This window comes from Pseudarthrobacter sp. NPDC080039 (genome assembly GCF_040702335.1).
GTDB lineage: Bacteria > Actinomycetota > Actinomycetes > Actinomycetales > Micrococcaceae > Arthrobacter > Arthrobacter enclensis_A.
Genome location: NZ_JBFBKY010000008.1, coordinates 59,454 through 73,850, shown reverse-complemented (window position 1 = coordinate 73,850; position 14,397 = coordinate 59,454). Strand labels below are relative to the sequence as shown.

Sequence of the window (14,397 nt, the reverse complement as noted above, 5' to 3'; positions counted from 1 at the left end):
CGGCAGCCGCCGGTTAGAAAAGCACGGTGGCGAACGTCCCCACCTGGCGGAAGCCGACACGTTCGTAAGTGGCCCTTGCCCTGGTGTTGAAGCCGTTGACATAGAGGCTGGTCACCGGGGCAATCTGCTGGGCTTTCTCGACCACTGCCGACATGTAGCCCGCGCTCAGGCCCTGGCCGCGGAAGGCAGGGTTCATCCATACGCCCTGGACCTGGGTGACGTCATCGGTAACGGCCCCCAGTTCGGCCTTGAAAACCACCTCGCCGGCGTCGTTGAGGTGGACCAGGGAATGCCCCTGCCTGATGAGGCCCTCAACCCGCCTGCTGTAGAACTCCCGGCCGCCAAGGTAGGGCGAGTACCCCACCTCTTCCTCGAACATGGCGGCGCAGGCGGGAAGGATGCGGTCAAAGTCCGCGAGGTTCCCGGGCCCCAGGCCGGGATGGGCCTGAACCCGGGGCGGTCCCTCGATGACCATCAGCGGCTGGTCCGCCCTGACCTCGTGGGCATGGTGCCCCAGCTCCGTGAGTTCTGCATTGAGGGCCAGCACCGCCTCCGCGGGACCGAACGCAGACGCATACCTGCGCCCGGAGCTGTTTGCGGCCTCGGCCACCAAGGGTGCGAGTGCGGGGTCGAGCTGGACCGGAACCAGGTTGGCCCCGGCCCAGCACGCGCCCGTCAGGATGCCGTCCTCGAAGATGCCGATGATGCCGGCGCCACCGCTGGTGGGCGCCGCCGTACCGGTGGCGCGCAGGTGCGCGAGGATGAAGACGTTAGCCACCGGATCCTGGCGTGCCAGCAATGTCAGCGCGGCAGTGTCCGGGCCGTCGAGCGTCCGGACGGAGAGCCCGGCAGGGTCAGCAGCGTCCTTACGAGACGCTAACCACGGGGCTACCCTTGACAGCATCTTCGCCATCGGCCTCCCCCATCTCTTCCGCGATACGCATAGCCTCTTCGATCAGTGTCTCAACAATTGCGCTTTCGGGGACAGTCTTGATGACTTCGCCCTTCACAAAGATCTGGCCTTTGCCGTTTCCGGAGGCAACCCCGAGGTCGGCTTCGCGGGCCTCTCCCGGACCGTTCACCACGCAGCCCATGACTGCCACGCGCAGCGGGATCTCCATACCTTCCAGGCCGGCGGTGACCTGCTCCGCGAGGGTGTACACGTCCACCTGGGCACGGCCGCAGGACGGGCAGGAGACGATTTCAAGCTTGCGTGGGCGCAGGTTCAGGGACTGGAGGATTTGGTTCCCCACCTTGATCTCCTCCACCGGCGGTGCGGAAAGTGACACGCGGATGGTGTCCCCGATGCCGCGCGAGAGGAGGGCGCCGAACGCGGTGGCTGACTTAATAGTTCCCTGGAACGCGGGGCCGGCTTCGGTAACGCCCAGGTGGAGCGGCCAGTCGCCCTTTTCCGCGAGCATTTCGTAGGCGGCCACCATGATCACGGGATCGTTGTGCTTCACCGAGATCTTGAAGTCGTGGAAGCCGTGCTCCTCGAAGAGCGAGGCTTCCCAGACGGCTGATTCCACCAGGGCCTCGGGGGTGGCCTTGCCGTATTTTTTGAGGATGCCGGGTTCCAGGGAACCGGCGTTCACGCCGATGCGGATGGAGGTTCCGTGGTCCTTGGCGGCCGCGGCGATCTCCTTGACCTGGTCGTCGAACTTCCGGATGTTTCCAGGGTTCACGCGCACAGCAGCGCAACCGGCCTCGATGGCTGCGAAGACGTACTTGGGCTGGAAGTGGATATCCGCGATGACCGGGATCTGGGATTTCCGGGCGATGATGGGCAGCGCCTCCGCGTCGTCAGCCGACGGGCAGGCCACGCGAACGATGTCGCAGCCGGATGCCGTCAGTTCAGCAATTTGCTGGAGGGTGGCGTTGATGTCCGTGGTGGGCGTGGTGGTCATGGACTGCACGCTGATGGGGTAGTCGGATCCTACGCCTACCGAGCCCACTTTGATCTGGCGCGTCTTGCGGCGCGGAGCAAGGACGGGCGGCGGTGCTGACGGCATTCCCAGGCTGACCGAGGTCACGTGGACTCCTTGAGTTGAAAGGGTAAAAGGCGGCTAGGCGGCGATCCCGGCCAGCATGCCGGTGACGGGAGACCATTCGGTGATGCGGGTTCCGGCAATGACTCCGGCCGCGGCGAAGGGATCCTGCTTGAGGATCGAGTTGAGGGCGGATTCGTCGGCTGCCTTGAAGATCAGCAGGGCGCCGGCGCCGTCACCGTAAGGGCCGCTGGCCACGATGACCCCGTCCTGCGCGAGTCCTCCGGTCCATTCCCGGTGCGCGGGCCGGGCCTCGTTACGGGTTTCGGTGGAGCTGGCGGCATAAACGTACTCAACGGCAAAAACTGTCATACCGCTACCCTATCGCCATGCCCGGCCAGGTACCGTACCCATCCTTTCAACGCGGTGGGCAATCCCGGGTGGGAACGACCCTTTAAGCGGGGAAGGCCGGCACTGCGGTAAGAGCGCGCCGGGGCGATGACGTCAGTCCAGGAAGAGGACTTTGACGGCGGCAGCGGTTCCGGCGGCCCAGAGCATTGAAGTGAGCGTGCCGATGATGAAGCGCTCAGCAGCCACGGGGGTTTCCTTGAGCTCGGCAAACCTGCCGAGCCCCTTGATGGCCACAATGTAGGCGATGGCGACGGGCTGCCCGGTAATGATGGCAAGGCAGACACCCAGCCGTTCCAGTACGCCAATAATGGCGCCTCCCCGCAGGATCCGCTGGGTAGTGGGCGCCGGTCCCGTGGCTGGCACGTCCGACGCCGGCGGCCCGGGAGGGGCGGTCAGTTCATGGTCCACAGTCTGGCGGGCTGCGCCGGCGGCAGCTTGGGGCGTCTGGTCCACGGTGACATCCGCCGACGGATCCTGCTCCGCCCTCCGGGCGTCTTCCAGCGCTTTGGCAGCGTCCGCCTTGTCGTCGATGGTCCGGGCAAGCCTAAACACGAGGGCGGTAACGGGCCAGCCGGCGAAACCGGCGGTCACCAGGGCCACTGCCACCCATACTGCGGTCACGCGTCTCCTTCGTTCCGATAGTCCGGCTCCTGCAGGGAGCGGACCTGGCCGGCAGCCCTGGCATCGCCGGGGGCCTGGTCGTCTGCGGCGGCTGCAGTATCCCGCCGCCGGGGATCGTCCGCGGCGCCCCCAAGCTGCGAGTCGGCAAGTCCAAGAAGCATGGCGGCAGCGGGCCTGGCTGCCCATTCTTCCTGCCATCCGGACCGAAGCACGGTACGGCTCACCGACTGTTCCGAGATTCCAAGTTCACGTGCCACCTGCTTCTGGCTTCCATGCCGCCCAGGCCCCCGGCCACCCGGGTCCAGGCGGCGCAGGGCATCCGCCACACGCCACTGGGCCTCGGTGCGGTCCTGGACAATCCGGCCCAACAGCCGGAGCACCGCCTCCGCATTGGCACACGCCTGGACCCCCTCACCGGCAGGGTCTCCGCCGCCTGCCACTGCCATGATGCCGGGCACCACCGACACTGGGACCTGGGCTCCTGCCGCCTTGGCCAGCTCAACCGCCTTCCGCGCGGCAACAAAAGCCGTTCCGGTCCCTTCCCGCGGGCTTGCTCCGGGAGGCACTGAGACCGTCCCGACTCCGATCCCCACGTACCAGCGCCCACTGCGAAGCGCATGGAGGGCTATCTCCACCACGGTTGACGGGTCCCGGACTATGCCCTGGACTTCATCCCCCACGGAACGTTCGAAGACCGGGTGCCCGGCAGACGGAGGATCCAGCCGCGCCAGCTCACCGAGGAAGGAGGGGACCAAGTCAGGGCCCCCGGTGCTTCCCCGCTGGTCAATGGTGAGGACGAACATGCATCAACCATAGATGGCTGATACTTCGAAATCAATCAGATATGGCTGATATCGGGATATCTACCGAAGTTGGCTTTTCGACCTGCAGCCACCAGGGCTACGTCAGAAGATATTGACCGGTTTGACGATGTCCGCGTAGATCAGGAGCGCGCTCATGCCCATGAGCAGGGCTGCAACAACATAGGTGACGGGAAGCATCTTGGCGATGTCGAAAGCTCCCGGGTCCGGCCGTCCGCGCAGCTTTGCCACCCAACGCCGGACGCCCTCGTACAGGGCACCGGCAACGTGGCCCCCGTCAAGCGGGAGCAGCGGGATCAGGTTGAATACGGCAAGCGCGAAGTTCAGGCCGGCCAGCAGGCCTACGAGCGTTGCCACCCGCGACTGCAGGGGCACGGCCTCCATTGCCGCCACTTCGCCGGCAACCCGGCCGACGCCCACTACGCTGATGGGTCCATTGGGATCCCGCGGCTCCTCGCTGAACGCAGCCTTGGCCACCCCCACCACGCGGGCGGGCAGGTTGAAGACAACGCCTGCCACCTGGCGGATGTTCTCCCCCGCCATGGGCAGGACGGACGACGCCGGCTGCGGCATAAGAGCGGTCTGGGCACCGATGCCGAGGAAGCCCACGTCCTGGTACTGGAGCTTGCCGGCCGCGTCAGTGGCCTGCCGCCCGTCAGGTCCCATCACGGGCCGGGCGGACAGGACGGGAGTAACCGTGGTGGACACCGGGTTGCCGTCCCGCTGGACGGTGATGGCCACTTCCTTGCCCGCCGAAGCCCGGATCCACTCAGTCAACTGATCCCAGCTGGTGACAGTTTTGCCGTCGAAGGAGGTGATGGTGTCGCTGGGCTTCAGCCCGGCCGCCGCCGCCGGAGTCAACTGGCAATCAGGAGAGTTGGGGTCAACGGTTTGCCCCGCGGCAACCTGGCATTTGGAGACGTCGGAAATGGTGGTGGTGGCTGTGGGAACACCAAAGCCCATCAGCAGCACCGCGATGAACAGCAGCCCGAGGATCATGTTCATGGCCGGGCCGCCCAGCATCACAACAATTTTCTTCCAAACGGGCAGGCGGTAAAAGAGCCGGTTGCCGTCGCCGGGCCCTACTTCCTCATGGGCCATGGAGCGGGCCTCGGTGGCCAGCGTCTGGAACATGCCGGTGCTCGAGGGCCGGACCGTGCCGTCCTCCTTGTTGGGCGGGTACATCCCGATCATGGAAACGTAGCCGCCCAGTGGCACGGCCTTCACTCCGTACTCGGTTTCGCCCTTACGTCGGGACCACAGCGTAGGGCCGAAGCCGATCATGTACTTGGTAACGCGGACTTTGAAGAGCTTGGCAGGGACCAGGTGCCCCACCTCGTGGAGCGCAATGGACACGGCAATGCCAAGCGCCACGAAGACGACGCCGAGGATAAAAAGTAGGACAGGGGTCATGGAGGTGCTGCTGCTTCCTAGAGACTGCTGACTGCTAAACGTTCGTGGGCCCGGGCGCGTGCCCAGCTCTCAGCATCCAGCACCGATTCCACCGTCAGCCCGGAGGAACCTGAGTGTTCGCTGAGCACACTGTCCACCGTATCCACGATGTCCGTGAAGCGGATGCGGCCGGCGTGGAACGCCAGGACAGCTTCCTCGTTGGCCGCATTGAAGACAGCCGGGAAGGTGCTTCCCCGCCCGGCAGCGTCCTTTGCCAGGCCGACGGCCGGGAAAGCTTTCGTGTCCAGCGGTTCGAAGGTCCAGGCGGCCGCCTGCGTCCAGTCGCACGGGCTTGCGGCTTTGGGCACGCGGGCAGGCCAGCCGAGGCCCAGGGCGATGGGCAGCCGCATGTCCGGCGGGGACGCCTGCGCGATGGTGGAGCCGTCGACGAACTGGACCATCGAATGCACGATGGACTGCGGATGCACCACGACGTCGATCCGGTCCAGGGGGATGTCGAACAGCAGGTGGGCCTCGATGACTTCCAGGCCCTTGTTTACCAGCGTGGCCGAGTTGGTGGTGACCATCACGCCCATGTCCCACGTGGGGTGGGCCAGGGCTTCCCGGGGCGTGACACCGTGCAGTTCATCCCTGGTCCTCCCCCGGAAGGGACCGCCCGAAGCGGTGAGGATGAGCTTGTCCACCTCGGCGGCCGTACCGGAACGGAGGCACTGTGCGATAGCGGAGTGCTCCGAGTCCACCGGCACAATCTGGCCTTCCCTGGCAGCAGCCTTCACCAGGCTGCCGCCCACGATCAGGGACTCCTTGTTGGCCAGCGCCAGCGTGGCACCGGATTTGAGGGCCGCGAGCGTGGGGGCCAGGCCGATCGAGCCCGTGATGCCGTTGAGCACCACGTCCGCGTCAATCGCGGCGACGCGGGCAGAGGCGTCCGGTCCTGCCATGATTTCCGGGCGGTAGCCGGGGCGGCCCGCTGCGGCAGCTGCGTCGTCGATCAACACCGCCAGCCGGCCGGGGTCGCCCGCGGCGATCCCCACGGCTGCGGCACGGGTGTGGACAGCCTGCCGGGCCAGGAGTTCGAGGTTGCCGCCGCCGGCGCTCAGTGCCACCACCTCGAACAGGTGCGGGGCGCCGTCGACGACGTCAATCGCCTGGGTGCCGATGGAACCGGTGGATCCGAGGATGACGATTCTGCGTGGCTGCATTGGTTAAGTATCCCGCACCCTTCAGGGCCGCCGTGCCCGCGGCGGGCTGCGGCCGTCGTCGCGCTTACCGGGCCCTGACCTGCTGTTGGACCCTTGACCGGCGTGTGGCCGGGCGTAACGTGGAACGCGTGGACTGGCTCACGTGGTTCGATGCGCCGGAGTACCAATTCGCCCGGCAGGTGCTGCAGCGGGGCGTGGCGGCACTGTATTTTGTCGCGTTCCTGTCCACGCTGAACCAGTTTCCCGCCCTGCTTGGCGAGCATGGCCTGCTCCCCGTGCCGGAATTCCTTGGTGCGTTCACCCGCTGGCGCCGGCCCACGCTGTTCCGCTGGCGGTATTCGGATGGCCTGCTGCGTGCAGTCTGCGCGTTTGGCCTGATGGTATCGGCGCTGCTCGTGGCCGGTGTTCCCCAGCTGGGTCCACCCTGGGTGCCGCTGATCGCGTTCCTGGCCTTGTGGCTGCTGTACATGTCCATCGTGAACGTGGGCCAGACCTTCTACGGGTTCGGCTGGGAAATGCTGCTCCTGGAGGCGGGCTTCACCGTGGGCTTCCTGGGCTCCAACCAGACGGAGCCGCCCCGGACCGTCCTGGTCCTGATCGTGTGGCTGGTGTTTCGGCTGGAATTCGGCGCGGGAATGATCAAGATCCGCGGCGGCAGGGAATGGCGCGACCTGACTGCCTTGTACTACCATCACGAAACCCAGCCCATGCCCGGGCCGCTGAGCCGGCAGGCACACCTCCTGCCCAAGCCGCTGCACCGGATTGAGGTGGTGGGAAACCACATTGCCCAGCTGGTGGTGCCGTTCCTGCTGTTTGCTCCGCAGCCCGTGGCTGGTGCCGCGGCCGGAATCGTGGTGGTCACCCAGCTGTGGCTCGTGGCCAGCGGCAACTTCGCCTGGCTGAACTGGATGGCGATCGTGCTGGCGTTCGCGGCGGTCAGCGACCCCGTGGCGCACGCCGTGATCCCCGCAATCCCGGCGGACTGGAATGGCGCCGCGGGCACCCGGCCGGAAACCCCGCTGTGGTGGCTGGCCGTGACCCTGGCGGCGTCGATCCTGCTGCTAGTGCTGAGCTACTGGCCGCTGCGGAACCTCTTCTCCCGCCGGCAGCTGATGAACGCCAGCTTCAACCGGTGGCAGCTGGTCAACGCCTACGGCGCGTTCGGTACGGTGACCAGGCAGCGCATCGAGATCGTGGTGGAGGGCACGCTGGACGAGGACCCCGATGACAGTTCGGACTGGCGCGAGTACGGCTTCAAGGGCAAGCCGGGGGACGTGCGCCGGATTCCGCGGCAGTGGGCCCCGTACCATCTGCGGCTGGACTGGCTGATGTGGTTCCTGCCGCTGCGGACCGTGCACGAGGAATGGTTCTACGCCTTCCTGGGCAAGCTGCTGGCAGCCGACCGGCAGATGCTGCGGCTGCTGCGGAAGGACCCGTTCGACGGCGCCGCGCCACGCTGGGTGCGCGTGCGTAGCTTCCACTACCGCTTCACCAGCCGCAAGGAGTTCCGGGAAACAGGGAACCGCTGGGTGCGGACGCTGCTGTATGAGCCGATCCCGGCCACGTCCCTCCGGCGGCCGGAGGGACGGCAACGGTAGTTATGCCTCCACGGCGGCGCGCCGGACGATCTCCTGGGCGTGCTTGAGGATGGGGCCGTCGATCATTCTGCCCTGGTACTTGAAGACCCCGGAGCCCGCCGACGCGGCAGCGTCCAGCAGGGCGGTGGCTGCGGCCACTTCCTCTTCGCTGGGGGCATAGGCCTGGCGTACCACCCCGGCCTGGCTGGGGTGGATGCAGGCCTTGGAGCTGAAGCCTGTGGCCACGGCGTCGGCCGCTTCAGCAGCCAGCCCGTCGAGGTCCGGGATGTTGGTGTACACGGCGTCCACTGCTTCCTTGCCGTGCGCCCGCGCTGCCAGGAGCACCGCTGACCGCGCGTGCAGCGCTACTGCCCGGTAGCCGCCGTCGTCCTTCCGGCTGGAGGTCCCGCCCAGCGATGCCAGCAGGTCCTCAGCCCCCCACATCAGGCCCACGACGTTCGGTGCGGCGGCGATGGCCGGGGCGTTCAGGACGCCGAGGGCGGTTTCGCACAAGGCAATCACCTGGTAGCCCTCCAGTGCCTTGAGTTGTTCGGCGCTTTCCGCCTTGGCGAGCATCACGGTGCGGTAGGGGGTGTGGGACAGGCAGTGCAGGTCCTTTTCGAATTCCTCGGTGCCTGCCGGGTTGACCCTGACAATGGTGCAGCTGGGTTCGAGCTCCGGTTCCACACCGGTGGTCCCCAGCTGGGCCAGGATGGCGCCGCGGGCGCGCTGTTTGTCCGCGGGCGCCACCGCATCCTCGAGGTCCAGGATGACGGCGTCCGCCCGGGCAGCGGCTTTCTGGTAGCGCTCCGGCCGGTCGGCGGGGCAGAAAAGCAGGGCAGGGCCCATCACAAAAGTCATACTGGCATTGTCTCCTGTCCGGCGCCCTGCCCCTTCACATGCGCCTCGCGGGTCCACATCAGGCAGCTGCGGGTGGCACGGGCCACTACCGTCCCGTCCTGGTTGCGTCCGGTGTGCGTCATGGTCACGATGCCCTGTCCGGGGCGTGAGGCGGACAGCCGCTTGCCGGTGATCACGGTCTGCGTGTAGAGCGTGTCCCCGTGGTAGAGCGGATGCGGGAAGGAGACATCCGTCAGGCCCAGCTGGGCAATGATGGTCCCCTGGGTCAGCTGGGTGACGGACTGGCCCACCATGGTGGCAAGGGTGAACATGGAGTTCATCAGCCGCTGGCCGAAGGGCTGGCCCGCGCTCCATGCCGCGTCCAGGTGCAGCGCCTGGGTGTTCATGGTGAGCGTGGAAAACAGCACGTTGTCCGTTTCGGTCACTGTACGGCCCGGGCGGTGGGCGTACACCACCCCTTCCTCCAACTCATCGAAGTAGAGTCCGCGCTGCTCGATGACCGGCATGCCGCCGTCGTCATCTCCCGTGCCTGCGCCGGCGCCTTGGGAATCCGTGCCCGTCATACCGTCAGTTCCTGGTCTTCCTCGAAAAGCTCGGCGCCGGTGGCGGCCACCACGTCCTCGACGGAGACGTTGGGGGCCAGTTCGCGCAGGACCAGCCTGGACGGGCCCCCGTCCTTAACGACGTCGATCACGGCGAGGTCCGTGATGATCCGGTCCACGCAGCCTTTGCCTGTCAGCGGAAGCGAGCACTGCTGGACGATCTTGGGGTTGCCGTTGCGGTCGACGTGCTCCATCATCACGATCACCCGCTTGGCTCCGAACACCAAATCCATGGCACCGCCCATGCCCTTGACCATCTTTCCCGGGACCATCCAGTTGGCCAGGTCTCCGTTTGCGGCCACTTCCATGGCCCCCAGGACGGCGACATCCACGTGGCCGCCGCGGATCATGCCGAAGGAGGTCGCCGAGTCGAAGAACGCCGCACCCCTGTTGACGGTCACGGTTTCCTTGCCGGCGTTGATGAGGTCCGGGTCCAGGGCATCTTCTGCCGGGTACGGCCCGACGCCGAGGATTCCATTCTCGGAATGCAGCACCACTTCCACCCCGTCCGGGATGTAGTTGGGAATCAGGGTGGGCATGCCGATTCCCAGGTTCACGTACTGGCCGTTGTGGAGCTCCCTTGCCACCCGGGCCGCCAGTTCGTTGCGGGTCCAGCCTTTCGTTTCGGCTGCGGACGTGGAGTCACCCGTTCCGGCGTGCTGCTGGAAGCCTGCCCGGCGGTATTCCGGGCGGACGGCTTCCGGGCGGGGAGCTTCGGGGCTGTTGGGGTCCATGGTCATGCTCCTGCCTGGTTAAGTGCGACCGTCCGCTTCTCGATCCGCTTCTCGCCGTTCTGCGCCAGCACCACGCGCTGGACGAAGATTCCCGGGGTATGGATATGCTCCGCGTCCAGTTCGCCCGGCTCCACCAGTTCCTCCACCTCGGCGATGGTGATCCTGCCCGCCATGGCGCACAAGGGATTGAAGTTCATGGCCGTGGCGTGGAAGACCAGGTTGCCGTGCCGGTCGCCCTTCCAGGCGTGCACCAGCCCGAAGTCCGGGGTAAGGGACTCTTCCAGGACGTAGTCCACTCCGCCGAACGGGCGCACTTCCTTGGGTGCCGAGGCAACCGCGATGCCACCGTTGGCGTCGTACTTCTGCGGCAGGCCGCCGTCGGACACCTGCGTGCCCACCCCGGCCTTGGTGTAGAACGCGGGGATGCCGGCGCCCCCGGCCCGCAGCTTCTCGGCCAGTGTGCCCTGCGGGGTGAGCACCACCTCGAGTTCACCGGCGAGGTACTGGCGTGCGAACTCCTTGTTTTCGCCGACGTAGGAGCTGATGGTCCGCCGGATGCGTCCGTCGCGAAGCAGGATGCCGAGTCCCCAGTCGTCCACGCCGCAGTTGTTGCTGACCGTTTCCAGGTTCGTGGTGCCCGCCCGGTGGAGGGCGTCGATCAGGGCCACGGGGATGCCGCAGAGGCCAAATCCGCCCACGGCCAGTGAAGCGCCATCGGGAATGTCGGCCACGGCTTCGTCAGCGCTGGCAACAACCTTGTCAATCATCATTGATCCTTTCAGGCCGGCTACGGTCCTGCGGCAGGCGCAGGACTACAATCCCAGTTCGCGGGCGATCAGCATCAGCTGGACCTCCGTGGTGCCCTCCCCCACTTCAAGGATCTTGGAGTCGCGGTAGTGGCGTGCCACGGTGAACTCGTTGATGAAGCCATAGCCGCCGAATACCTGGGTGGCATCCCGCGCGTTGTCCATGGCCGCCTCGCCTGCGACCATCTTAGCGATGGCCGCCTGGGTCTTGAACGGCTTCCCGGCGAGCATCCGGGCGGCCGCGTCGTAGTAGGCCAGCCGAGCCGTGTGGGCCCTCGCTTCCATGCGCGCGATCTTGAAGGACACGGCCTGGTACTTGCCGATTTCGTGGCCGAACGCCTTGCGTTCCTGGGCGTATTTGACGGACAGGTCCACGCAGCCCTGGGCCGCGCCGGTGGCCAGGGCCGCAATGGCAATCCTGCCCTCGTCCAGGATCGACAGGAAGTTGGCATACCCGCGCCCCTCCGCGCCCAGCAGGTTTTCCTCCGGAACCCGGACGTCCTTCAGTGTCAGGGGGTGGGTGTCGGAGGCGTTCCAGCCCACCTTGTTGTAGGGCTTTTCCGCCTTGAAGCCGGGGGTATCGGTGGGCACCAGGATGGTGGAGATGTCCTTTTTGATGGTGCCGTCCGGGCGTTCCCGCTGCCCGGTGACGGCTGTGACGGTGACCAGGCGGGTGATGTCGGTGCCGGAGTTGGTGATGAATTCCTTGTTGCCGTTGATGACCCAGTTGCCGTCCTCGCGCCTGGCGTGGGTCTTGGTGCCGCCTGCGTCGGAGCCGGCCTCGGGTTCGGTGAGTCCGAAGCCCGCGAGCGCCTGGCCGGACGCCAGCATGGGCAGCCACTCCTGCTTTTGGGCGTCCGTACCGAACCGGTACACGGGCATGGCTCCCAGGGAGACCCCGGCTTCCAGCGTGATGGCAACGGACTGGTCCACCCGGCCAAGCTGCTCAAGGGCGAGCGCCAGGGCGAAGTAGTCCCCGCCCATGCCGCCGTATTCCTCCGGGAACGGCAGTCCGAACAGCCCCATTTCGGCCATCTGCTTCACCACTTCGTAGGGGAAGCTGTGCTCTTCGTCGTGCTTGGCGGACACCGGGGCCACCACGTTGTCGGCGAAGTCGCGGACGGTGTCGCTGAGGTCCTGGTATTCCTCGGTGAGTTCAAAACCGGTCATGGTCAGGCTCCTTCGCCTTGGCCTGCAGCGGTGTCTGCAGCTGTGTCTGGGTTGGTATCTGTGGAAGTGGCTTCCGCAGGGGGTTGGGGGTGGATGGTGGCCAGCACCTGGTCGGCCTTCACCAGGTCGCCGGTGCGGGCGGTGAGGTGGACTGTTCCGGCCAGCGGGGCCACCAAGTGGTGTTCCATCTTCATGGCCTCCACGGACAGCAGGACCTCCCCTGCCTGCACCGTGTCGCCGTCGCTGACCGGAACGGCCACCACGGTTCCGGGCATTGGCGAGCGCACTTGGGGATCGGCAGCACCTTCCTGCCGCTGGACTGCCGCCAGCACCCGTTCCAGCCGTGCCTCCCGCGTCAGGACTTCCAGGTGGCAGGACCAGCCATCGTTGCCGAAGAAGAGCTGGAGCGGTGGTCCGGGGCTGGCCGCCGCCCGGTACTCCCACGTCGCGTCGTCAAGGGTGAGAACGGCACCCCGACCATCCGCGGACACGTGCAGTGAGGCCGTCTGCTGCGCTCCGCCGTTGACTGCGACCACAGCCGCGTTTCCACCATTGGGACTGGGGGTGACGGCCACCGTTGCCACGCCGCCGTCGGGCGTTCCAAGGCTGACCTTGCGCGGCGCCGGCGCTCCCAGGCGCCAGCCGCTGCGCTCCTGCCATGGGCCACCCACCGGAGCGGGGTTGTCCTGCGGCTCCAGGGAGAAGGCGTAGAGAGCAGCCGCCACCAGTTCGGGATCGCCGGCGTGCCGGAAGTCCAGGGCCGGCAGCTTCCGTTCGATCAGGCCCGTGTCCAGATGTCCGGCGCGGACGTCAGGGTCGTTGAGCAGGAGACGGAGGTACTCCACGTTGGTGTCGATGCCCAGGGCCGTGTAGCCGGACAAGGCCCCATCCAGGGCGTTCAGCGCGGCCGTGCGGTCTTCACCCCAGGCGATCACCTTGGAAATCATGGGGTCGTAGTTCGCGGAAAGTTCCAGGCCTTCCACCAGGGAGGAATCCACCCTGACCCGGGCGTCCGTGCCTGCGGGCTGCTCATCCAGCCTGAGCACCGTCCCGGTGGACGGCAGGAAGTTCTTTTCCGGCACCTCTGCGTAAACCCTCGCCTCCACAGCGTGGCCGGAAAGTCCGACGTCGGGCTGCCGGAGCGTCAGTTCCGCACCGGCGGCAATCCGCACCTGCCATTCCACCAGGTCGACCCCGGTGACCATTTCGGTGACGGGGTGCTCCACCTGCAGGCGGGTGTTCATCTCCATGAAGAAGAACTCGTCGGGCGCGTCGTCGGAGACCAGGAACTCCACGGTTCCGGCACCCGTGTAGTTCACGCTGCGGGCGGCGTTGCAGGCGGCTTCGCCGATCCGTGCACGGACGTCAGCCCCGTGGGGCAAGCCCTCCAGCAGGGGCGAGGGGGCTTCCTCGATGACTTTCTGGTGCCGGCGCTGCAGGGAGCACTCACGCTCCCCCAGGTGGATGACGTTGCCGTGGCTGTCCGCCAGCACCTGCACCTCGATGTGCCGCGGGGTGGTCACCAGGCGTTCGAGGAACAGGGTGTCGTCGCCGAACGCGGCGGCGGCCACGCGGCGTGCCGTGGCCAGCGCCGCAGCGAGGTCCGCCTGCTTTTCCACGACGTGCATTCCTTTGCCGCCGCCACCGGCCGAGGGCTTGATGAGGAGCGGAAAGCCGACGGCGGCGGCCGCCTCGGCGAGTTCGGTGTCCGTCATGCCGGGCTTGGCGATGCCGGGGACCACGGGCACGCCGTACCCCGCCACGTGGTTCTTGGCCCGGATCTTGTCGCCCATGACATTCAGTGCTTCAACGCCCGGACCGATGAACGTGATACCGGACTTCTCCAGGGCCCGCGCGAAGTCCGCGTTCTCGCTCAGGAAGCCGTAACCGGGGTGGACTGCGTCGGCGCCGGACTGCCGGCAGGCGTCGAGGATGGCGTCAATGCTCAGGTAGCTGTCCGCCGCAGCGGCCGGCCCAATGCGGACGGCCGTGTCAGCTTCCCGCACGTGGCGCGCGCCGGCGTCGGCATCGCTGTACACGGCGACCGACCGGATTCCCAGCTGCCGCAGTGTCCGGATAACGCGGGAGGCGATTTCGCCGCGGTTGGCCACAAGGACGGTGTTGAACGGGGGCCGGGCACCTGCGGGGTTGGCGGCGGCACGGGTGGCGGTGTTGGTCTGCATGGTCATTG

Annotated in this window: 14 protein-coding genes; 1 reads left to right on the top strand and 13 read right to left on the bottom strand. The window is 66.9% G+C overall.

Annotated elements, in window-relative coordinates:
* Positions 1-13 precede the first annotated feature (13 nt).
* The 7 genes from AB0313_RS11405 to dxr all read right to left on the bottom strand — a co-directional run bounded on the left by AB0313_RS11405 (position 14) and on the right by dxr (position 6,456).
* Positions 14-904, bottom strand: a complete 891-nt coding sequence (locus AB0313_RS11405) for a GNAT family N-acetyltransferase (RefSeq protein ID WP_141946211.1) — start codon at positions 902-904, stop codon at positions 14-16.
* Complete coding sequence (gene ispG, locus AB0313_RS11400) at positions 867-2,033, bottom strand: flavodoxin-dependent (E)-4-hydroxy-3-methylbut-2-enyl-diphosphate synthase (protein WP_043452822.1); 1,167 nt, start codon at positions 2,031-2,033, stop codon at positions 867-869. Before ispG ends, AB0313_RS11405 begins: the two co-directional genes overlap by 38 nt.
* A gap of 33 nt (positions 2,034-2,066) precedes the next feature.
* Positions 2,067-2,360 carry a YciI family protein gene (locus AB0313_RS11395; RefSeq protein ID WP_141940750.1) on the bottom strand — a complete coding sequence of 98 codons (294 nt, stop codon included), beginning with the start codon at positions 2,358-2,360 and terminating at the stop codon, positions 2,067-2,069.
* 132 nt (positions 2,361-2,492) lie between these two features.
* Positions 2,493-3,020, bottom strand: coding sequence for a hypothetical protein (locus AB0313_RS11390; protein WP_141940749.1), 528 nt, complete (start codon positions 3,018-3,020; stop codon positions 2,493-2,495).
* Entirely contained in the window at positions 3,017-3,823 is an 807-nt protein-coding gene (locus tag AB0313_RS11385; RefSeq protein ID WP_366305584.1) for a MarR family transcriptional regulator, read from the bottom strand. The genes AB0313_RS11390 and AB0313_RS11385 overlap by 4 nt, the downstream gene beginning before the upstream one ends.
* A 102-nt stretch (positions 3,824-3,925) precedes the next feature.
* The gene (locus AB0313_RS11380) at positions 3,926-5,254 is read right to left on the bottom strand and encodes a site-2 protease family protein (protein WP_366305582.1); all 1,329 of its coding nucleotides are present in this window, start codon (positions 5,252-5,254) and stop codon (positions 3,926-3,928) included.
* Between the two features lie 17 nt (positions 5,255-5,271).
* Positions 5,272-6,456: a 1-deoxy-D-xylulose-5-phosphate reductoisomerase gene (gene dxr / locus AB0313_RS11375; RefSeq protein WP_366305580.1), complete on the bottom strand. Its 1,185-nt coding sequence runs from the start codon at positions 6,454-6,456 to the stop codon at positions 5,272-5,274.
* A gap of 128 nt (positions 6,457-6,584) precedes the next feature.
* Here dxr and AB0313_RS11370 point away from each other — a divergent pair, with 128 nt between their 5' ends.
* On the top strand, positions 6,585-8,054 hold the full coding sequence (locus AB0313_RS11370; protein ID WP_366305687.1) for a lipase maturation factor family protein: 1,470 nt from the start codon (positions 6,585-6,587) through the stop codon (positions 8,052-8,054).
* On the opposite strand, the gene AB0313_RS11365 is transcribed toward AB0313_RS11370, so the two are convergent.
* The 6 genes from AB0313_RS11365 to AB0313_RS11340 are packed head-to-tail and all read right to left on the bottom strand — an operon-like array spanning position 8,055 to position 14,395.
* Positions 8,055-8,894: a CoA ester lyase gene (locus tag AB0313_RS11365; RefSeq protein WP_307303557.1), complete on the bottom strand. Its 840-nt coding sequence runs from the start codon at positions 8,892-8,894 to the stop codon at positions 8,055-8,057.
* Positions 8,891-9,400, bottom strand: coding sequence for a MaoC family dehydratase (locus tag AB0313_RS11360; protein WP_141946209.1), 510 nt, complete (start codon positions 9,398-9,400; stop codon positions 8,891-8,893). The genes AB0313_RS11365 and AB0313_RS11360 overlap by 4 nt, the downstream gene beginning before the upstream one ends.
* Positions 9,401-9,453: 53 nt before the next feature.
* Positions 9,454-10,230, bottom strand: a complete 777-nt coding sequence (locus AB0313_RS11355; RefSeq protein ID WP_141940744.1) for a CoA transferase subunit B — start codon at positions 10,228-10,230, stop codon at positions 9,454-9,456.
* A 2-nt stretch (positions 10,231-10,232) separates the two neighbouring features.
* Entirely contained in the window at positions 10,233-10,997 is a 765-nt protein-coding gene (locus tag AB0313_RS11350) for a CoA transferase subunit A (protein WP_366305685.1), read from the bottom strand.
* Between the two features lie 45 nt (positions 10,998-11,042).
* Entirely contained in the window at positions 11,043-12,206 is a 1,164-nt protein-coding gene (locus AB0313_RS11345) for an acyl-CoA dehydrogenase family protein (protein WP_141940743.1), read from the bottom strand.
* A 2-nt stretch (positions 12,207-12,208) separates the two neighbouring features.
* A complete protein-coding gene (locus AB0313_RS11340; protein WP_366305578.1) occupies positions 12,209-14,395 on the bottom strand; it encodes a biotin carboxylase N-terminal domain-containing protein in 2,187 nt (728 codons plus the stop codon).
* Positions 14,396-14,397 lie beyond the last annotated feature (2 nt).